Origin of the sequence: Nitrospina gracilis Nb-211 (genome assembly GCF_021845525.1) — a bacterium.
Lineage (GTDB): Bacteria > Nitrospinota > Nitrospinia > Nitrospinales > Nitrospinaceae > Nitrospina > Nitrospina gracilis_A.
This window is the reverse complement of sequence record NZ_JAKJKD010000001.1, coordinates 2,462,105-2,484,993: the sequence shown is the minus strand read 5'-3', so window position 1 is coordinate 2,484,993 and position 22,889 is coordinate 2,462,105. Positions and strand designations below refer to the sequence as shown.

Genomic DNA, 22,889 nt, shown 5'->3' with positions numbered 1-22,889 from the left:
GTCGGCATCCCCAGTTCCTTTTTGCAGGGGGGATCGGCCGGGGGGCAATTTTTTAGAAGATGGAGGTTCAGGGTCGGAGATCGATTTTTGATGTGGCAAATTTAGATATTTGGATTTAATTGCGGGTCCGACCGGTCATGGGGACAGGGGAGGGGTCCCATATGCCAATGAGTGCTTCCAAGAAAGTCTTTGGTGCGATTTTGCTGGTGGCGGGTTTGGTTGGAATGGCGGGCTACTTGTTGCTCAATCATTCTCAGACCATCCTTAAGGAACGCATCGCCGGTGAAATTCAGAACCTGACGGCAAACACCTTGGATTCCGTGAACCGCATCATTTTCATGCGGGGAGAAGAGCTCCAGATCCTGGCGCATGAGTTGACGATGAGGAGCGAGGTGGAATCCTCCACCCGCAAAATGGAATCGATGCCGGACCGCGATGTTTTCATCCGGCAAATGGATGAGGACTGGACGGCAGGAAAAACCACGCCTCCGATTCAGGCCATTCTCGACAATCCCCTGTCCGGCACCTTCGCCGAAAAGCGACGATTCCTGAAAAAGAAATACGGCGTGGAAGTGTTCAATGAAATCTTCGCCACCAACCGTTTCGGGGCGCTGATCGCCGCCTCCCCCCGCACCACCGATTACTTTCAGGCCGATGAAGCCTGGTACCAGCAGGCGCGCAAATCCGGAGAGGACGTCCACGTTGAGGCCATCGCCTACGACGAGAGCACCGATGCCTTTTCCACCACCGTGGCCGTGAAGCTGATGGACGACTCCAACCGTTATCAGGGCATGCTCAAAGGTGGATTGCACATTGTCATCATCCGCAACCTGCTGGATGATTTTCAACGGCAGGCGGCCATCCATTCCCTCCGCTTTTACCTGGTCAATGAAAAAGGGGAAGTCATCCTGAGCAGTATGGCTCCCTCCGGCCAACACGATGCAAGGCTGGTCCGGATTCATCCATTTGGCGGGGATCTGTCCGCCTGGGCCCCGGTGGCGCGGGCCCTGCAGGGCCAGAGCGGTTATTACTTCCACGAAAAAGACGGTCAGGACTGGCTGGTGACGTATCAGCGTTCCAAGGGGGTGGAAGGGATTTCCGGACTCAACTGGTCGCTGGTCCTGGAAATGGATGCGAAGGAAGTGCTGAAACCCGTTTCCATTTTGCGCGCCGGTCTTGGAGGCGTTTGGGGAGTTTTGTTTCTTGCCGCATTCATTATGGGAGGCGTGATGATTTACGCTTTCATTAATCCTGCGGAAAAACTTCTGAAATCCACCCGCCTCCGCGTCCCTCTCACTCCGAAGTCGGCCCCCTCTTCTCCCGTAGGGAAGAAACCCGAGGAAGACCTGGACAGCATTTCTTTTTCCTTTAAAGAGTTGACCGATGATCTGGTCACTCATCTGGAAGAGTTGGAGAAACAGGTTTCCACTAAAGCGCAGGCGCTGATGGATGCGAAGCGGGAAGCCGAAAAAGCCAACCAGGCCAAAAGCCTGTTCATTTCCAACATGAGTCATGAAATCCGCACTCCCCTGAATGCAGTATTGGGATACGCGCAGATTCTGGACCGCGATTCCAACCTCGACCCCAAGCAGAAGAACAAAGTGAAGGGGATTTACCATTCCGGTTCCCGGCTTCTTCATTTGATCAATGACATTCTGGACATGTCCAAAATCGCAGCGCGGAAGGAAGTGTTGAATGTGCGGCCCTTTGATCTGGGCGGGTTGATCTGTGAAGTGAACTCCCAGTACGGAGCCCTGTGCCGGAGCAAAAAACTGCAATGGGTTCTCACCATGTTTTCCGGCCCGTCCCCGGTTTCAGGCGATAAGCAGAAAATCCACCAGGTGCTGAGTAACCTGCTCGACAACGCGATCAAATTCACGGAATCCGGGTGTGTGGAGTTGCGCGTCACCAAAATGGAGGCGGACCGCTTCCGGTTTGAAGTGATCGACACCGGGCCGGGCATTCCGCCCGAAAAACAGGAGGCGATCTTTGGGGTTTTTGAGCAGGGAGATGTGGGTCTCGAGAAAGGAGGGGCCGGTCTGGGGCTTGCCATCAGCCGGCAGTTGGTTCAGTTGATGGGCGGGAAACTGATGTTGGAATCCCAAACGGACGGCTCCACGCGTTTTTTCTTTGAGCTTGTCTTGCCACCCTCCCGGCAGGAACTCAAAGTAGTGTCTGCTGATTTGAAAAAACCGGTCACTCTTCCTCCCGGCGTGTTGCTCCGAGTCCTCATTGTGGACGATGATCCCACTCATCTGGAGATCGTTCAGGAAATGTTGAGGCGGACGGGAATGGAGGTCCGCACCGCCGCTTGTGGCGAGGAAGGGCTGGCAATGCTTCGGAAATGGAACCCGGACCTGTTGCTCGTCGATTACCGCATGCCGGCAATGAACGGGTTGGAGTTGATCTGCGAGATCTCCCGGGAATATGGGCCCGACCGTTTCAAGATCATCATGGTCTCCGCATCCGCTTTCGATCAGGAAAGGCAGATGTTCCTCGAGCATGGGGTGTCTGCGTTCATTTCCAAACCCCTCGTTCGGGAAGAACTGCTGGAACAAATTGGGCTCCTGATGTCCATAGAGTTCGTGCCCCCACCCCAGGACAGCTGTGTGATCAGCGATGACCGGGAAGGGGATACTCCAATTCAGCACGCCAACCTTTCAGTCCCTTCCGTTCTGGTGGACGAAATGAAAATGACGTTGAGCAAGGGACTGTTCGATGAATTCGAACAATTGTTGGCAGTGGTGGAGCGTTTCGGGCCGGAAGAAAAGAAGCTGGCCAACCAGCTGCAACGCATGGCCGAGGTGTTCGATAAAACCGCCATCACAAAGGAACTGGACCGCATTCCGCCGCATCATTGAGCCTGCTTCCTCCACACCATTCCTTGAAACTGCTCCAGTGCAAACAGGACAGCCCACAGAGATTTGAGAGGGGTTTGGGTGGTTGGGCTGGAACCGGGGGCTGGCAAGAAAGCCCGGAGTCCGGCACCCGGCCATGAGAGGGACGCCGTTTCTCCATTCTTGTATTTCTTCAAACCAGCCTTTATGGTATTAAAATGAAATTTCAATTCCTGTTTCCTTGCGGCCAGGGCGCTTTGGCCACACGATAGCTTTCAGGGGGTGGTCCTGAATGGTATCGTGGCGAAGTGACGTGGTGGCATTGGGGACAGCGGCTTAACTGAGCAATCGTTTCATAAATTATTGGGGAGGTTGTATGGCTGAAGAAAAAAAAGTTGCAAGCCCGGGAGGGACCGGTCCTCAAGCGGCGCAGAAAAAAGGAAGTCAGAGCCTGAAGTTGAACTGGGATGACTCCAAGATGCAAACCACCTACGCGAATGTGGTCAATGCTTCCAGTACGCGTGAAGAGGTGTCCATCTTTTTTGGCACCAACCAGACGTGGAACGTGCCGCAGGACAATGAAGTGACGATTCAGCTCAGCGACCGCATGGTGCTCAACCCCTTCGCCGCCAAACGCCTCCTGGTGCTGTTGAATAAAATCATTTCCGAATACGAGGAACGCTTCGGCCGCCTTCCCCTGGATGGCGAAACCCGCTGACTGACGGGAAGAGGCCGGGATACGGATCCGGTTCCAAGGTTGCCGTGGTTCAACCGCTTCGAAAAAAGAAAATCCCCGCTTGCATCAAGCGGGGATTTTTGTTTTCCGGTTATGTTGTCAAAACGGGGCCTTTTCTTTTTGAGGCCCGTTCGCGGTATTCGAAGGAATCGTTGAACATCCGGGTTCAAGTTAGCGGTGGGCCAGCATCAGGGCCGGTGCGCCCTGCTCATTCCTCTCCGCCATGACATTGGTACGTGCTTCGATCCGTGCCAGGTAGTGCGCTCGCATGTCGCCCGCGGTGTTGTCCACCACCAGGTAGTAATCGCCGCTCTTTGGGGTCACCAATGAAAATTGAATGTGCTGGGAAGTGTCGGAGCGGAACAACGGACGGTCGATTTCCGGATATCGCATGAACCCTTCCTTGTCCAGCAACAACACGCGGATTTCGCCATCGCTGGTGAGGTCAAACTGAAGGGTTGATCCCTGGGAAACGTTTTGCAGCCGGGTGGAGTTCCACTCGTGGGCCGGAATGGAGGCGGTCAACTCAACCGATTTCTGCTCGGCCCATGCCGGGCTGGAAACCATCATGGCGAGTAGTAATGTGGCAAGCAGGCGATTCCTCATGTGCCCCCCTTATTGGGTTGAAAAATTCTATAAATAACGGAGCGCTACTAAGAAATATTCCTATTTATTATCGGAAAATTCCTATATGGGGTCAATGGGAATTGTGCGGTTCGGTGGGGCAGGGCGAAATTAGGAACTTCTTAATTTTTTCCCCATTTGATTTCAAAGACTTCCGTATTTATTCTGCTTTGCGATATTTTTAAGTCATTTGTTTTCAGGGTTTCTCAAATAATTTTCCAATTCAAGCAGGAAATAGTTTCGGTTGACTTTTAAATAGAATGAGCGTTTAATCCGGGTACTCGCGAGGGCCTGCTCCTGTTCAAACTCGCCTGTAAGGGAGCCGGGTTGCCATTAGCAGTGATGAGGGATCACCTGTTAATTGGCCAGTTGGGAGTGGGTCCGCGGAGTAGAAGGGGGCAATGCCTGAGGGGGGACAGGGTAGGAAATTCACTCCCGCGCGGCCTGCACCAAGGTATCCAACGAAGGTATGCTTTCGAGTTTTGTGGGAGGGACTCATGGCTTATCCATTTGGTCCGGTAACGTGCGACCCTGCGTCTGTACGAGAATACAACCCATCCGCCCGGCTGGGTCGCAAGCGCTGGGGACGGCGCACCACGCGTGTTCCCACGTCTCTTCGTGAGCGAGGACGTCCCGTATTTGAAACCCTTGAGCCCCGGCTCCTGCTTTCCGCCGATCTCACCTACGGCGCATTCAACGATCTCACTCTCAAATTCGATGCCGGTCTGGATCAGTATCAACTGATCGACGATACGGATACGGTGCGGTCCTTCGCCGCCAACGATGGCTCGAACATCATCAACGTCACCGGCACCGCCGGTGCAGATTCGTTGGGCCTCGACCTGGGCACGCTTGGTAGCGGCAAGACCATCAATTTTCTGGGGACCGGCGACGATACGCTGAAGTCCACCAAGAATTCCAACCAGACCCTCACCAACACCAGCCTCAATGCAGGCGGACAATCATTCACCCTGTCCGGATTTGAAAAAGCCGAACTCACCGGCGGCGCCAGCGCCAACACGCTGGACGCGTCCGCTTTCACCGGCGACGCCACGCTCATCGGTCTGGGCGGAGCCGACCGTCTGATCGGCGGTACGGGTAATGACATCCTCATCGGTGGTCTGGGCAACGACATTTATGAGTTTGCCGACAACTGGGGCGCGGACCAGCTGGACGAAGCGGCCGGAGAGGGCACCGACCGTCTCGATTTCACCGCCACCACCGGCACCCTGCAGGTCAACGAAGGCCTGAACAAACGAATTTCAAGCGGGTTGCACACCCTGACCAACCTCGACACCGCTGCCGAAGAACTCGACATCGCCATCACCGCCGACATCCAGGATTCGCTGGAAATCGGCTTCAATGCCGCCAAGGATCTGATCACGCGTCTCACTTCCTCGGTTTCGGAATTGAGTTCCGCCCTGCCGATGCTCGATCCCGATACGGGCTCGTTTTCCGCCCTGTTCGGTCTCGCCGACATGTTTCAGGAATTGCGGGAAGAGATTGAAGCGCTGGGTGCGGGGGTCAACCTGTCAGACGTCACGGATGCCATCACCAACCTGTCGGTTGCGGGCAGCGCCGTGGACCTGTCTCCGGGGTATCAGGGGGACTTGTCGAACAACCTCGAAATCGTGGTGGATGCGGGCATCTCCAAATCCATCCTGAACCAGTTGATCGACATCGACCTAGGTACCGAAGGTGCGTTCCTGAATTTCGACATCGACGCCGACCTGTCTGTCGACGCCACGTTTGCCGGCAGTGTCGGCATCGGCGTCACCACCGTCGGCGCGCCGACCGCGTTCCTGGCCGGGGCCGAACTCGACTTCACGGTCAACGTGGATGGCAATCTCGACAGTGCCGCACTCGATCTGGGCTTCCTCGACGTCACTGTGGACGGCGGGGCGGGCAATGAAGTTTCCTATTCCGGCGGCCTGTTGATCGTGGTCAACGATCCAGTGGACAACAAGATCGCGCTCTCCGAGGTCACCGATCTCGGGTTCGATCTGGCGTCCCTGATTTCGGTCACGCCCACCGGCACTGGTTTCACCACGGGAGATTTGAGCGTCACCGTTCAGTCCGGTGTCAATCTGCCGGGAGACATCCCGCTGGCCAGCGGCATTTTGAACATCACGTTCCCGACGTTCACCGATTTTTACAACGGCGTCCTGCCGACCATCACCCTGACCAACGGCGCCATCGATCTGTTCGATTTCAGCCGCATCACGCCCACCGACGTTGCGGGCATGCTGAGCGACTTGGTGGATACACTGTCGGCGTTGTCCAACAGCGACCTGCTGGACTTGACGATTCCGCTCACCGGCGTCAAGGTGGGCGATTTGCTGAACTTTGGTGAAGCATTCAAGCAGGACATCCTCGATCCCCTGTTCGCCAGTGGCGACGCCTCCGTTCCGGATTTCGACGACGACGGCATTCCGGACTTTGATTTCGACAGCATTCAGGACCTGGTCGATCAACTGGCTCCGGTATTGGGACTGCCGGTGGGCGCTTTGTTGGCGCGGTTCAATCCGTCCAGCCGCGAGTTGTCCTTCAATCTGAATTTCAGCTCCCTGCTGAACCTCGGCACGTCTCCGATTTCCTTTGGAGCCAGCCTGGGGGATCTCGTGGGCATCAGCACCACGAGCGAGTTTGATCTCAGCACGAGCTTCGATTTCAACCTGGACTTCGGCATCGGGCTCGCTCCGAGCGAGGACATTGAACTCCTGCCTTCGCCGTTTTCTCCGGACAACGTGGCGGAGCTGAGCATCAACCAGCAGGACGGCGCTTCGGCGTCGGATTTCTCCGTGCAGGTGGTGCGCGTGGACAACGCGACCCTGGGCAGTTACAAGCTGGCCGATCCCACCGGTGCGTTCGAGACCGGAACGATTTCTTACAACGCCTCCGCCGCCTCCGTGGCCGCCGCGCTCAACAGCATGGCCACCCTCAACGGACTCGGCTGGACGGTTCAGGTCACCAAAACGATCGAAGGCAACGACAGCGTGTACGCGGTGGTGTTCAAGGACGCCACCGACACCGACAAGCCGTTCAATCCAGCGGGACTCCTTTTGCCGCCCTTGGACGATGCGGACAACACGTTGAAAGGCGCGGCCGACGGCGTGCTCTCCAGCACCGCCACGTTCGATATCACCCTGTTCAGCAAAGCCGTCACGTTGCTTGCGGACACGGCTTCGGAATTCACGGTGCCGGAGACGGAACTGGGCTCGATCACCGTCACGGTCAACCGCGATACGGGCAACGCCAGCATCGACGACCTCAAGGTCGATGTGCAGACACAGATCAACACCCAGCTGGTCAATCAGGGTCTGACTCTTGGATTTATCAGCGGTGGCGAGTTGTCCACCGGAGCCAAAACGCAGGCGGATGCCACTGTCATCGCCACCGGCACTCCCATCGACACCCTGCATGAGGATGTCGAGTTCACCGTCGTCATCAACGGCTCCGACGAATACACCGGTACGTTGCGCGCGGTGGATGTGCTGGATACCAACGGCGACGATGAGCTGGATTCGGGCGAGCTGGCCGCCACGGTTTCGGCCAGCGACCTGGGCGATGCCCTGGAAGCGGCCATCTTCGATGTTCTGGATTCCGCGGGCCTGACCCCTGATTACAACGTCAGTATCGGCGTCACCGGTGGCAAGCTCACTTTTGATGTTGCCGCCGCTCCGGGCGCCGACACGGTGGAACTGGTTTTCAAATCGCCGATCACGGTGGACGCCGGTGGCGGGCGCATCGCGCTGTCCACGACCACCGGCAACCTGTCGGCGGAAGTGTTCAACCCGAGTGTCGGCACCACCAGCCGCATCGAGGTGTCCGCCGATTACAACGACCCGGCGTTTCAGGAGATGGGACTGCTCAGCGCGCCCACGCCTTTCGACGGGGTGCTCGACGACGATATCGAATTTTCGCTGGATGTGGACGGCACCGCAGTCAATGTTTTCCTGTCCGCCGCAAGCACCGTGGGCAACACCAGCATCGACGACCTTTTGGTGGACCTCAACGCCGCCGTCGATACCGGCCTCACCAATGCCGGACTCGGTACGGGTCTGGTCGATATGTTCCGCGTCGATCCGGAAGGCAACCGGCTGGGCATCTCCGGCGACCACACGAATGTGAGCCGTCTGTCGATCGATGTGCCGGATGCGTTGACCACCGGACCGAACGCAGGCGGGGACAACGGCGCGATCACCGAACTGGGCTTTGAGTCGGGTGAAGGCGATCCCTTCGCCGGCGCGTCCGCCGAATTTTTCATCGACAACGTCACCCTGGATGCGCTGGCCAGCATCGACGCCACCACGCTCAACCTCGTGGCCAATGTCGGTTTTCTGGAAGTGGAAGCGGACGGCAGTGGCAGTATCAGCGCCAGCGCCAACCTGAGCGTCCTCAACCCGCTCGACGGCGGTACGCGGGTCAATGGCGAGACGCTCATCGCCGCGGTCTCGCAGGGCAAGTTTTTATATGAGGATCCGCCCGCTTTCGGCGGTACGCTGGACAACCTGAACACCGGTTTCCTCAATGTCGCCATCGGCGGCGGTCTCAACTTCAGCCTGGATATCGATCCCACCGCCGGGCTGTTCGACGGCAACAACAACCCGATCAGCGATTTCGATGCGACGTTGACCATCGACGGCAGCAGCCCCAACTGGCTCACCAGCTTGCCGGACGTGAACGTCAGCTTCACCGGGCCGGATTTCGACGCCATCATCAGCGAGTTCCAGGATCTCAGTTTTCAGGACATCATCGACGGTCTGAGTTTCTTCGTCCAGTTCCTGCAAAGTTTGGACGGCACCGGCTCGGCGGGCAGTGCCATTGCCGATGCGCTGGATTACGAACTGCCGCTCATCAATCGCAGTGTGGCGGACCTCGTGCAGATCGCGGACGAACTGGCCGACCGGCTGGATGCGCTCGCCGCCGATCCTTCCAGCTCCGTGCAGGCGTTGAACGACCTGCTGGTGGACATTTTCGATCTGCCCGCCGCGGCGAGCAACATCCTGTCATTCAACCCGACCACTTCGGTGCTCGGCATCAATCTGGGATTCGACGCGGCGTCGTCGTTGACGCGGCCCTTTGCGCTCAACCTGGCGGACGTTCTGGCCTCCGCCGGCGCGCCGGATTTTCTGACCGACCTGGTCAGCCTGGAGGCGGGCGGCAACCTGGGTGTGAGTGCGGGCGTCGATGTCGATCTCGCTCTCGGTCTCGATCTCACCGGCGCGGACAAGGGCCTGTTCCTGTTTACGGGAGCCAGCGGCACGCGGCTTGCCGCCAACGCTTCGGCCACCGGCAGCAACCTGTCGTTCCGCGCGGGACTCGGTCCCTTCCAGGTTCTGGTGGAAGGCGGAAGCGGCAGTCTGGGCGCGGGCATCGACCTCACGCTCAATGACGACGGCGACGGGCGTCTTGACCTGATCACGCTGGGCAGTGGCGGCGGCATCAGCCTGCCTTCGCTGAGTGACCTCAATATCGACATCACCGGCATTGCCGAAGCCACCCTGCCGCTGTTCGTCGGCAGTGTGGACAATCCGATTCCCATCGGGGCCGACAACGAAATCATTCTGAGCGCCGATCTGGATGACCTCATCAACGGCGTGCCCGGAGCGTTCAACGTCACCCTGCCGAACCTGGACCTGTTCTCCAATCCGCCCGGCATTTTTGAACTGCTTGCCGACCCGGCGGTGGTGGTCGATGGTCTGGACGCCGTCCTGCTGCAAATTCAGGAAGCGCTTGAAGGTCAGATCTTCGGCTTCGAGTTGCCGTTTGTCGCCGATGCCCTCAAGGACAACCCGGTTTCCAATTTCATCGAGGATTTCCGCGACGATTTCCTCAACCCGTTGGCCAACACCCTGCGCGCCAACAACGTCAATCTCGACGGACTCATCAGCCTCATCCAGAATTCGATCTACACCACGTTCAATGGCCTGGGCATTTTGAAGGACAGCGATGGCGTCGGCGGCCTCAGTGCGGACGACATCGTGCATTCCGGCGCCAGCCTTTCGAACCTGAGCGAGGATTTCATCCAGTTCGATTTCAGGCTCGGCGATTCCTTCACCCAGGCTCTGGATATCGCGTTTGATTTTGGCATCCCCGGACTGGGACTGGAAGCGGACTTCACGCCGACCATCACTCTCGACTGGAACCTGGATTTCGGGTTCGGTCTGGACGAGACCAAGGGATTCTATTTCGTCACCAGCGATCCGGATGAGCTGACCCTCAGCATCGATCTGGATCTGGGCTCCACGCAGGGCATGCCCGCATTCGCGCGCGGCCAACTGCTGTTCCTGGCGCTGGGCATCACCGACGGCATTGACCTTGACGACGACGGCACGCTGGAGTTTTCCGGCCTGAACCTGACCGGCGCGATCAACATCGAAGACCCCAACGGCGACGGGCGGCTGACCATCGGCGAAATGATTTCCGGCAACGTGCTGGATATTTTCCAGCCGACGCTCACCGGCTCGGCCGATATCCTGATGCAGGCGGAAGTGGACTTCTCCGCCTTTGGCTCGGATTTGGCCCGTGTTCTGCCGTCCATCACCACCGGCCTGATGATCCACTGGGGCATGTCGGCTTCTCCCAACACCGGACTGGTGGTGGACGATCCGTCCATTGTGCTGGCGGATGTGAGCCTCGATCTCGGTTCCTTCATTTCCGACTTTGCCGGTCCCATTCTGGGCAACATCGCCGACATCATCGAGCCCCTGGACTTTTTGATCGGTCCCGACGGTTTCCTTAATAAGCGCATTCCGTTGCTGTCGGACCTGGCGGGCAAGACCATCACCGGCCGTGACCTGATCGAAACGTTCGACCCGACGGCGAAGATCGGTCCGTTCCTCGACGCCATCGCCGAGTTGTTCTTCCTGGTGGACCTGATCGACGACGCCGAAGCGGCGCTGGCCAGCACGGGATCGCTCAATTTCAATTTCGGCGACCTGGTGCTCACCGACCCGTCCGGATTTTTCGATACCGGTCTCGCGGCGGGATTCCTCACGGGTGACCGCATCGACCTCAGCCTGCCGAACCTGAACAAGAACACGTTCAAGAGTGTCAACTTCAAGAACATGTCTCTGTCCGCGCCCAGCCAGCAGGGCAGTGGCGGCGGGCAGGCGGTCACGCGCTTCCAGTCCGGCGTCACCAGCGGCGGTTCGTTCCAGTTCAACCTGTTCGATCCGGCGACCATCTTCTCGCTCATCATGGGGCAGGATGACGTCACCCTGTTCACGGCGGAGTTGCCGGAGTTCGGTTTCAATTTCTTCTACAAGCAGAAGTTTCCGATTTTCGGTCCGTTGACCGCAAGCCTCGGCGGCGGCGTTGGCGGCACCATCGATCTCGGCTTCGGTTACGACACGCGCGGCCTGCAGCAGTTCATCGGCTCCTTCAACCCGGCGGCGCTCATCAACGGGTTCTTCCTGAACGACCTCGATCCGATCACCGGCGAGGATCGTCCGGAAGCGACGCTCACCGCGTCCATCGTGGCCAGCGCCCAGTTGGATTTCCTCATCGCTTCGGCAGGTGTCGAAGGCGGCGTGGACATCAATATCTTCTTCAACCTGGCGGACCTCGACCACGACGGCAAGATCCGCTTCGACGAGATGGCCGCGAACCTCGCCGCCAACAGCTTCAATCCGCTGTCGGTGTTCGACACCAGCGGCGTTGCCGAGTTCTTCCTGCGCGCGTTCATCGAAATCAACCTGCTGATCAAGAAGATCAGAAAGACCTTCGAGTTTGCGCGCGTCGAGCTGTTCTCGTTCGACATCCCGTTCAACCGGCCGGGCATCCTGGCCACGCAGGACGGCGACGTGTTGACCCTGTCCATCGGCACGAACTCTGAGAACCGCTTGAACGGCGACGTCAGTGACATCTCCGAAAAGATTCATGTCAAATCCGATGGCAGTGACGTGCTGGTGTGGTCGGATCAGTTCTTCGTCGGCGAGGGTCTGGCGCAGAGGTTCTCCGGCGTCAACACCATCATCGCCGATGGCGGGCTGGGCAATGATGAAATCGATCTGAGTGGACTCAATTCCGGTTACGAGGTCATCGCCCACGGCGGCGTCGGCAACGACGTGATCGTCGGCAGTAAGGGCGACGACGAGTTGTACGGCGACGCGGGCAACGACACGATCCTCGGTATGGGCGGCGCGGACCTGGTGGACGGCGGCGCGGGCAACGACAACCTGTACGGCGATTTTCAGGCCATTGGGCTGGTCATCGAAGGCCGCTCCATCAACTCCATCTTCGGCGGCTCCGAGGATGAAGACACGCTGAAGGGCGGCGCGGGCAACGACAACCTGTTCGGCAACGGCGAAAACGACACCCTCGATGCGGGCACCGGAACGGACAGCCTGGACGGCGGCGCCGACGACGATGTGTACCTGGGTCTGCTGGTGGGTGGCGCCAATACCATCACCACCGGAAGCGGATTCAACACCCTCGACTTCAGCGATGTGCGCGACCGGGTCACCTTCACCCTGCGTAACGGCCAGGTGGTGGCCTCGTGGGACGGCAACACCATGACCGCCGATCTGGATGAAATCTCCACCATCCTCGGCGGCCGCAGTGACGACACGTTCCATGTGTACGAGACCCGCGATGACGGCGTTACCACGTTGCTCGACGGTCAGGAGAAAAACGACAAATACATTTTCTACGCCGAGGACGGCGACACCATCGACGCCTTGGTCAACGATCAGGGCAACCCGTGGGACAACGGCAACATCATCGAAGCCCGCGGCACCATCGGCGATGACACGATTTCGCTGACCGACGCGACCATCTCGCTGGGCGTCGATCAACTCATCACCTACGTAGCGCCTCCGGCCACTGAAAACATCCTGCAGATCAAACTGAAAAGCCGCGCCGGACGCGACACCATCAACATCAAGAGCACCGCCGACACGGTGCCGGTCACCGTGTTCTCCGGTGAAGGTGACGACACGGTCACCGTCGGCGACAACGGCACGCTGGACAACATCGGCGCGCTCCTCCGCCCGGGCCTCAATGTGCCGTTCGGTCTGGGACCGCTCACCCTGGTCGGTGAAGGTGGACACGACACGGTGGTGTTCGATGACTCCAACGACGCCAGCAATGAGTTCGGCAACCTGACGGCGTTCCTCGAGAACCGCGCCGGCAACCAGCAGGTGGAAGTGGGCGTGCTCTCTGGACTTGGCATGTCGCTGGATTCGGAAGCGGGCGGCCTGACCGGGCGCGTGGAATTTGAGGGATTCGAGGCGGTCGATGTGCAGTTGGGCGGCGGCGCGGACGATTTCCGCGTCGGCGGCGACGATGTGTTCGACGAACTGACGCTCATCCGTCAGGGCAACGTAGCCCAGTTCACCAACCTCATCGACGGCATGGTCAGCATCTCCGGCAACTCCGGCGGCGACAAGTTCCGCGTCGAGGCGACCAACGATATCGACCGCGATGTGCTGAACGCGGCGCTCGGCATCGTCAACGCCACGACCACCACCACCGGCGGCGTGTCCAACGAAATTCAGCGGGTCAATGTCGGCGCCAGCATCGGTTACTTCACCCTGAAGTTCCGCTTCATGGAAACCGCACCGATCGCCCTTGACGCCAGCGCGGCGGAGGTTCAGCAAGCGCTGGAAGACCTGTTCATCATCGGTACGGGCAACGTCGATGTCACCAAGGACGGCAGCGATTTCGTCGTCGAATTCGTCAACGACCTGTCCAACACCGACGTGGCGCAGTTGGAAGCGAAGGTGCTTCCGTTCACCGTGTTCGGCAACGGCGGCGGCGACCAGTTGTTCGTGCAGTCGCTCACCGAACGCATGTACTTCCAGGGCGGCACCGGCGACGATCTGGTGAAGCTGAACGTCAATGCCACCACACTGGTTCCGCTCACATCCAACGGCGTCAATTCGGAGATCACGCTGGACGGCGGTGAAAACAGCGACACCTATCAGCTCGGCCTCATCGGCGGCACGACCGATTCGTTGATCCACGTATTCGACTCCGGCCTCGCCGGTACCGACGTGCTGGAGGTGACGGGCACGGTGAACCCGGATCTGTTCCTGCTGCGTGCCGCGGCGGCGGAAAGCGGGCTGGCTTTCATCGCGCTGATGAACACAGACCCGAACGTCGAGCGCATCAATTACAACACCAACCTGGAAGTCATCACCATCGACAGTCTCGCGGGTGAAGATGAGTTTTACATCGACGACACGCGCGCCGCCATCACCATCAATTCGGGCGCCGACAGCGACTTCTTCCAGGTCGGTCAGCTTTACAAATCGCGGCGCACGCCGGAACTGGCGGGCGTGGCGCAGGAAGATGTGTTCGCCACCATCGAGACCACGCGCGGTTTCCTCAGCAACGGCATCAGCAACGACATGACGATCAATGCTGGTGACGACGCGGACGAGATCGTCGTCTTCCACAACCTGGCGGTGCTCACCGTCAACGGCGACGCGGGCGACGACACGATCCTCGTGCAGGCCTTCGCGCTGGTCGGTTCGCAGGAAGACAAGCGCGAGCGCACCGATGTCAGCGGCGGCGCGGACGCCGACTTCATCGCCTACGCGGTGAACGCGCCGGTCAACATCGACGGCGGCGACGGGTTCGACACGGTCATCGTGGTGGGTACGGAGTTCGGCGACGACTTCGTCATCACCGAAAACGGCGTGTTTGGCGCGGGCCTCAACGTCAACTTCACCAACGTGGAGAAGCTGGAGGTCAACGGTGCGGAAGGCGACGACCGCTTCTTCGTGCAGAGCACGGGCGAGAACTTCACCACCAGCATCGTCGGCGACCGCGGAAGCGACACGTTCTTCGTGAACGGCGAAACCCCGGCGAACGGCGTCATCAGCAACGATCTCAAGGGGCACAGCGGCATCATCACCCACAGCGTGGAAAGCACCCTGCCGGGTTCGGAATACGACGGCGCGAAGGTGGTGGGCGTGTCCTCGAACGTGGCCGACAACGACGAGCCCGCCATTGTCATCAACCAGTCGGACGGTCAGTCGCAGGTGGTGGAAGGTGGCGGTACCGACACCTACACCGTCATCCTGTCGCGGCCGCCGCGTCCGTCCACCAAGATCAAGGTCACGGCCCTGCCGCCGGAAGGCCTGGTGTTCGTGGATGATCTGGGCAACGAACTGCGTAACGAGACCACCGGCGCGCCCATCGGCGCGGAGTTGATCTTCGACGAGACCAACTGGAACGTCGAGCAGGAAGTGCGCTTCAAGGCCATTGCCGACGGCGCGGTGGAAGGCGATCACACCGCCGCCATTCAGCATAAGGTTTCCACCATCGGCGTCAGCACCGGGCCGGTGTTTGAAGAACAGCAGATTTTCGTGCAGGTGCCGGTATTCGTGCCGGTGCCCATCTTCAAGGAAATTCACCTGCCGTTCATCGGCACGTTCAATTTCTTCGTCGGCTTCGAGACCCAGTTCTCGCATTTCAACAACGTCCCCGTCGGCACCGAACTGGTGCAGGTGGGTACGGAGAACGTCGAGACCGTGGAGAGCGACGCTTTCACCGGTGTCATCGAAGCGGCGACCGGACTCAAGTCGGATCCGGTTCCGGCCACGCCGACCCTGACCGATCTCGAAGGCGGGTTCCCGACGGCGGCGACCGATCCCACCCGGCCGGACGGCCTGCGCGGTGCGTTTGTGACCATCATCGACGATCCGGCCAATCCGGATGCGGTCGGCCAGACGCGGCTCATTCTGTCCAACACCACCACCACGCTGACCCTCGACCAGGCATGGGATTCCCTGCCGTCGAACCAGGCACGGTACGAAATCCAGCAGTTCAGCGGCCTCGTCGTCCCGACGGTGGAGGTGGCCATCTCGGATTCGGATGTGGCCAGCCTCGTGGTCAGCGAGACCCAGAGCGAGACCATCGTCTCCGAAGGCGCGGCGAGCGGATGGGATATCATTCAGGTGGCGCTCAGCCAGTCGTTGGCGGTCGGCGAAATCGTCAACGTCAACCTCGACGGACACGGTCAGTTGGAGTTCCGCAACGCAGTGACCGATGCGGTCATCACGTCGATCCAATTCACCGCGGGCGACTGGGATGCGGTGCAGGAGGTTAAAGTGGTGGCGGTCGATGACGCGGTGACGGAAGGCTTCCACCGCGCTGACCTCACGCTGACGGCGGTCAGCAACGACCCGGGCTCGGATTATAACGGCGTCGAGCACACGCTGGTGGCGGACATCGGCGACAACGAATTCGCGGGCGTGCTGGTCAAACAGACCAACGGCTCCACCGACGTGGTGGAAGGCGGCGACGACGCGGGCTTCCTCGGTCAGGGCACCGACACTTACACCGTGGTGCTGACGCAGGCGCCGCAGGCGGGCGAGGTGGTCACGGTGGCGGTCACGGCTCAGCCGACGCGCACCTCGCGCACCGGCACCACGCCGCATCCGGACAGCGTCCGCGCCTTTGAAGTCGAGGTCGAAGTGTCCCTCGACGGCATCACCTGGGCGGAGAGCGTCGATGTCGAGTTCACCGACGCGGATTGGGATGTGGAACAAACCGTGTTCGTCCGCGCCGTGGACGACAACCGCGTGGATGGCGGCGACACCAAGGTGTTCGCGCCGATCCTCGATCTCGCCAACAACATCAAGGGACCGCTGTTCATCGTCGGCGGGTTCGGCGAAGACCGCTCCGGCCTGTTCGAGCGCGAACCCATCATGCTCCCCGGCGAAACCAACTTGAAGGAATCCATGGGTGACGTCCTCGCCGCGACGGAAGCCGACGAGTTCAACCCGGCGACACTGACCTTCGACCCGACCGATCCGGATGTGCTCGATTTCCTCGGTCGCACGGCGGAGACGGTGACGGCGGACGATTTCCTTGAGTTGACGGTGGAGATCACGCGCGGCGAAGGCAAGAACAAGATCCGCATCATCGAGGCGGCGGAGTTCGACCTCGACGGCAACGTGGTGCTCACGCTCAACAAGGCATGGGACATTCCGTTCGCGGAGCCGGGCGTGCCGACTGCGGCCAGCGAGTTCACCCTCTCCGACACCAACCCGAATTTCCTGGTGGACGAAGCGACGCAGACCGACCTGCTGTTCTTCAAGGACACCGACAACCCGACCAACTTCGAGGAATCGGCGTTCGCCAGCGGCCAGTTGTTCTTCGACGACAGCTTCGGCTTCACCGGCCACCGCATCACCGGTCTCGGCATGGGCGGCGACCGCAACATCGGCGGCGCATTGCAGCCGGGCGGCGTCAGCTTCCAGCAGTTGGAAGAGGTGGAGATTGTGCTCGGTTCCGGCAACAATCAGTTCACCATCGAAGACACCCACGCGGGCACGACCACGCTCAAGACCGGCGACGGCGCGGACGTGGTGAATGTCAAGAGCATCAACGGCCACACCTTCGTCAACACCGGCGAGGACAGCGACACGGTCAACGTCACCAACGACGGCCAGACTCTGGAAGACCTTTTGGGCCTGCTCACCCTGAGCGGCGACATCCCGCAGGCGGAGGTGGTGCATTTCGCCAACGGCTCGCCGGTGCAAGGGTCGGTGCCGGCAGTGGACGCCATCCAGCATCTGAACATCGACGCCACCGGCGGCACGTTCACGCTGTCCCTGGGCGGCGAGACCACGGTGGCGCTGGCGCACGACGCGAGTGAGGTGGATGTGCAGACCGCGTTGGAAGGCCTGTCCACCATCGGCGCGGGCAACGTGGCGGTCACCAAAGCGGGCAGTTTCTACCGCATCTCTTTCATCAACGCGATGGGCGGCCAGGCGGTGGACCTGCTTGCGGTCAACGATTTCAATCTGACCAACGGCTTGGGCACGCACGACATCCTGAACATCGACGACAGCGGTTACGCTGATCCGACCGTGGCGCTCCTCACGCAGACCACGCTGACCGGACTCAGCACCATGCAGACCAACGAGATCCAGACGCTGGTGGTCGATGCGACGGCGGGCACCTTCCGCCTGAGTTACGAAAGCGACGAGACGGCGGACCTGGCGCACACCATCAGCGCCGCCGATCTGGAACTGGCGCTGGAAGGCCTGACGGGCATCGGCGACGGCAATGTCGCAGTCACGCAGAACGACGACGTGTACGTCATCCGCTTCCAGGGCAATCTGACCAACACCGATGTCTCCGAGATCACCGTTAGCCTGAACAACCTGGAGATCACCACCGAGACCTATCCCGACACGTTCGAGACCGTTGCGGGCGACGCTTCGGTGCACACGCGGGTGAACGGCGACGCCGCGAACGCGGTCAACGACATGCAACAGCTCACGGTCAACGCCACCGGCGGCACCTACACGCTGTCGCTCCTCGGCCGCACCACCGGCCCCATCGCCTACGACGCCAGCGCCGAAGTGGTGCGCAAGGCGCTTCAGGTTCTGGTCGCCGATGACGAAACCGAAGAATTCAAAACCGACGTCACGGTGGACAAGTTTGGCAGGACTTACCTCATCGGGTTCCAGGGCAAGCTGAACGAACTGAACGGTCAGCCGGGCGTGGAACTGCTGGTTGTGGACGGCTCCGGCCTGACCGGCGGCGAGGCCGGCGTGGCCACGCGCATGGACGGCATCAATTACTACGGCTTCGAGACGCTGAACCTCAGCCTCGGTTCCAACAACGACATCCTGAACATCCAGGGCACCAGCCCGGGAAGCAACGGCTTCGCCGCGGCGGGCGGCATTGCGGTGACCAACATCGATCTCGGCGCGGGCAACGAGCAGATCTTCGTTTCCTCCAACGCCGATCTCGATTTCGGTTCCGCCGACGCCTTCCAGTTCCTCACCGGCGATCTGGATGACATCGAGGGCGCTCTCAATCTCGACACCGGCGACGGCCGCCACCGCCTGATGATCTCCGACGAGGGCACGGATGTGGGTGACGGTGATGTGACCATCACCGACACGCTGCCTGCGGTGTTGAACGGCCTGGCCGCCACCGCCGACATCTGGATTCAGGGCCTGTCTCCGGCGGGCATTGCCTACGGCACCGACGGCAACTTCTACGACGGCATCACTTACTGGACGGGTTCCGGCGCGGACACCATCTCCATCGACGGCTCGCATTTCGTCAACGGCGAACGCACCACGACCACGCTCAACACGGGACTCGGCAACGACAACGTCACCGTGGACCTGGACGACGGCGAGGACGGATTTTTCGTGCTCAACACCATGGGCGGCGCGGAGTCGGCGAACCCGAACCTTTTGGACGGCACCGAATCGGATGACGACGACGTCGATGCGTCCAATTCGACCCTGCCGCTCACCATCTTTGGCGGCATCGGCGACGACACGATCCTGAGCGGCAGTGGCGACGACATCATCTTCGGCGACTTCGGCCGCGTCATCTACACCAACGCGCTGGGCGCGGTGGTGGCGGTGCACGGATTCGGCGGGCGCGGAGACCGCGTCTCCAGCGACATCCTGCCGCCCAGCCTGATGTTCAGCCTGCACCGCGACCTGGGTGGATCGGACACGATTTCCGGACGCGCGGGCGGCGATGAAATCTTCGGCGGCAACAGCGGCGACACGCTGTACGGCGACGACGCCACCGAGTCCTCCGGAACGGATGACACGATCGACGTTATCTTCGGTGACAACGGCGTCATCGAACTCGAAGACGGCCTGTATGCCAAGATCAAAACCACGGACACCACCGACGCCACCGGCGGCGCCGACACCATCTTCGGCAACGCCGACGACGACATCGTATTGGCGGGCGTCAACGGCAGTGTCGATGTGATCTACGGCAACGACAGCAAGGACGTGATCCTGGGTGACAATGGTGAGCTGGACTTCACCGTGGATGGTGATCTGACCACGCTCGACACCGTCAGGACCACTGACACGCATCTGGGTGGCGAGGACCATATTTTCGGTTTCGGCGACGACGACCTGATCTTCGGCGGCACCGGTGACGACCATATCCACGGCGGCACCGAAAACGACATCATCTTCGGCGACTTCGGTTACGCGGAACTGATCGACAATATCGTGCGCTACGTGGTCACCATCGACCGCACGGAAGGCGGCATGGACACGATCTGGGGTGACGAGCACGAGGACGTGGTGGTCGGCGGCGCGAACTCCGACCGGCTGGACGGTGGCCAGGGCCGCGACCTGCTGTTCGGCGACAACGTCGAGCTAGACCGGCTGGGCGTGCTGTTCACCGATTACACCAACCCGCGCTTCCGCACGCTGACCGGCGACCGCATGTACGGCGAGACGCCGGGCGTGGACGACGGCGAGGTGCTGGTGGCGTCCACGCATTATGTGGACCCGACGGGGTCGGCGGTGTGGGCGGACTTCGATATCACCCTGCTCGATCATTCGGCCACGGATGAAGCGCTGGCTCTCAACAACTTCGGCGACGACTACATGGCGGGCGGCGCGGACGACGACCAGATGTTCGGCATGCTCGGCGACGACACCATGCAGGGCGACGGCAGCATCGATCTGCCATACGATGTCACCGCCTACCGCACCGCGCTCAACATGCTGATGGGCAACCCGTCGGTGGAGAATGCGCTGACCGACGGCGATGACTACATCGAGGGCAACGGCGGCACCGACGTCATCTTCGGCAACCTCGGTCAGGATGACATCATCGGCGGCAGTTCCAGCCTGTTCAGCCTCGTCACGGCGGAACAGCGGCCGGACGGCATGGACCTCCTGTTCGGCGGCGCGGGCACGGACTTGGCACGCAACGACATGGGCGACGACACTCTGGCGGAAGGCCACGCGCTGGATTCGGACGCCATCGCCGGTGACAACGCCAACATCTTCCGGCTGTTGCAGTCGGCCGACCCGACGCAGTTTGAGTCGTTCAACTACGACATCTATTCGGCCACCCTGAGCATCATCCCGCGGCCGGTGCAGTTGCTGGATTACACGCCGGGCGGCCCGGACATCATGGGCGTGGATGCGGCGAGCCTGGGCGACATCGGCGACAACGATGAAATCCACGGCGAGTCCGGCGACGACTTCATCTACGGCATGACCGGCAACGACGTGCTGTACGGCGAGGGTCAGGACGACGACATCATCGGCGGCTGGGGGCACGACTGGATTTCCGGCGGCACGGGCAGTGACGGTGTGCTGGGCGACGACGGGCGCATCTACACCAGCCGCAACACCTCCACCACCGCAGGCCCGTACGCAGAACCGCTGTACGGCATCGAGACGGTGGAAACCGATCTGGCGATCACGTCCAGCAGCCCGTGGTTCACGGCGACCATCAACGTCGAAGGCGAACTCAAGAAAACGGTCAACCTGACGCCGTTCAATGTGGACCCGAATGCGACGCAGAACCCGCTGTACAATGCGCAGTACGCGGACGACATCATCTACGGCGGTCTGGGCGACGACTTCCTGCATGGTGGTTCCGGCGACGACGCCATCTCCGGCGCGGAAGCGCTGGCCACCTCGGCCGCGACGGTGTACCCGGACGACGGCACGACGGATGCCGCCCGCACCGACGGCGTCAACATCGTCACCGGGTACTACACGCCGTTCAATCCGGGCAACGTGCTGAGCTTCCAGGCACTGGTGGCGGAGGAGTTCGCTGCCTACGATGAGAACGACGGCCTGCGCAAGATCATGATCGGCGGCTGGGAGTTCTTCCTCAACTTCGATGAGACGGAAGGCCCGATCGCGGAAGGCAGCACCCTGCCGACGGATGGCAACGACCGCATCTTCGGCGACCTGGGCAACGACTGGATCGTCGGCGGCACGGGCCGCGATCATACGTACGGCGGTTACGGCAACGACCTGTTGAACAACGACGACAATCTCAACTCCACTGCGGGCACCGCCGATCCGGAAGCCAACGATACGGTGGACGGTCCGGAGTACAGTTACGAGGACATCTCCTTCGGCGGCGCGGGACGCGATGTGTTGATCGGCAACACGGCGGGCGACCGGCAGGTGGATTACCTGGGTGAATACAACAGCTTCATCCTACCCTTCTCACCCTACGGACCGGGCGCCGCGACGCGCGGCCTGGAGCCGGGCATGATCCAGTTCCTCTACGACTTGTCGGAAGGCGATGGCGTTGATATGACCCGCGCCGCGGATACGGGAGGCGATCCCGCCCGCAACGGCGAGCCGCATGGCGAACTGGGCCTCGTCACCCAGCAGGATGCGGATTGGGGCGACCAGCATGGCGCTCCGGACGATCCTCAGGCCGGCAACGGTAATAACCAGTCGGACCTCAATGGCCCGCGCACCGCGGAGCCGAGCGTGACGACCACCTCCAGCAATCAGCTGTTGAAGGGCAGTGCCAAGAAGTCGGATCCGATCGTCACCGAATCCACCCCGCCGGAAACGACCACGGAAAGCGAGACGCTGGTGTTCGATGACGGCTCCGGCTCCTTCCAGGAGATGGCCACCACGGATGAGGGCTGGGTTCTGGACGGTTCCACGGTCACCGATCCGACGGGCACCAGCTACAGCGTGTTCGACATGACCGAGGAGGAATACCTGTTGCTTATCTCCACCGTCGGCGCAGTCGATGACGATGGCGACCACACCCAGGTGCTGATCGACTGGAACGCCCTTTAATTTTTATCCCGGTATCGGAACAATCGAGATGACCGGGTGCGGCTTTTGCGTTACACTGGTTGAAGACCACAATCGACAAGGAATCAATGGGATCGCTGTTCATCCCGTGAGCGCGCGAGGCTTGAGGTGCATGAGTGCGCTTGGAAACCCTTGTCT

The 22,889-nt window shown here is 60.6% G+C and carries 4 protein-coding genes; 3 read left to right on the top strand and 1 reads right to left on the bottom strand.

Annotated elements, in window-relative coordinates:
- Nucleotides 1-167 precede the first annotated feature (167 nt).
- The gene (locus tag J2S31_RS11670) at nt 168-2,861 is read left to right on the top strand and encodes a hybrid sensor histidine kinase/response regulator (protein WP_237099266.1); all 2,694 of its coding nucleotides are present in this window, start codon (nt 168-170) and stop codon (nt 2,859-2,861) included.
- Between the two features lie 352 nt (nt 2,862-3,213).
- The gene (locus J2S31_RS11665; protein WP_272908796.1) at nt 3,214-3,555 is read left to right on the top strand and encodes a DUF3467 domain-containing protein; all 342 of its coding nucleotides are present in this window, start codon (nt 3,214-3,216) and stop codon (nt 3,553-3,555) included.
- Between the two features lie 189 nt (nt 3,556-3,744).
- Here J2S31_RS11665 and J2S31_RS11660 read toward each other — a convergent pair whose 3' ends face one another.
- A complete protein-coding gene (locus J2S31_RS11660; RefSeq protein WP_237099264.1) occupies nt 3,745-4,179 on the bottom strand; it encodes a hypothetical protein in 435 nt (144 codons plus the stop codon).
- Between the two features lie 515 nt (nt 4,180-4,694).
- On the opposite strand from J2S31_RS11660, the gene J2S31_RS11655 reads away from it, so the two are divergent.
- The gene (locus J2S31_RS11655) at nt 4,695-22,733 is read left to right on the top strand and encodes a calcium-binding protein (RefSeq protein WP_237099263.1); all 18,039 of its coding nucleotides are present in this window, start codon (nt 4,695-4,697) and stop codon (nt 22,731-22,733) included.
- Nucleotides 22,734-22,889 lie beyond the last annotated feature (156 nt).

What these genes read in the sequence shown, in the direction of transcription:
- J2S31_RS11670 (WP_237099266.1), top strand. Translation starts at nt 168, where the DNA reads ATGAGTGCTTCCAAGAAAGTCTTTGGTGCGATTTTGCTGGTGGCGGGT.
- J2S31_RS11665 (WP_272908796.1), top strand. Translation starts at nt 3,214, where the DNA reads ATGGCTGAAGAAAAAAAAGTTGCAAGCCCGGGAGGGACCGGTCCTCAA.
- J2S31_RS11660 (WP_237099264.1), bottom strand. Translation starts at nt 4,179, where the DNA reads ATGAGGAATCGCCTGCTTGCCACATTACTACTCGCCATGATGGTTTCC.
- J2S31_RS11655 (WP_237099263.1), top strand. Translation starts at nt 4,695, where the DNA reads ATGGCTTATCCATTTGGTCCGGTAACGTGCGACCCTGCGTCTGTACGA.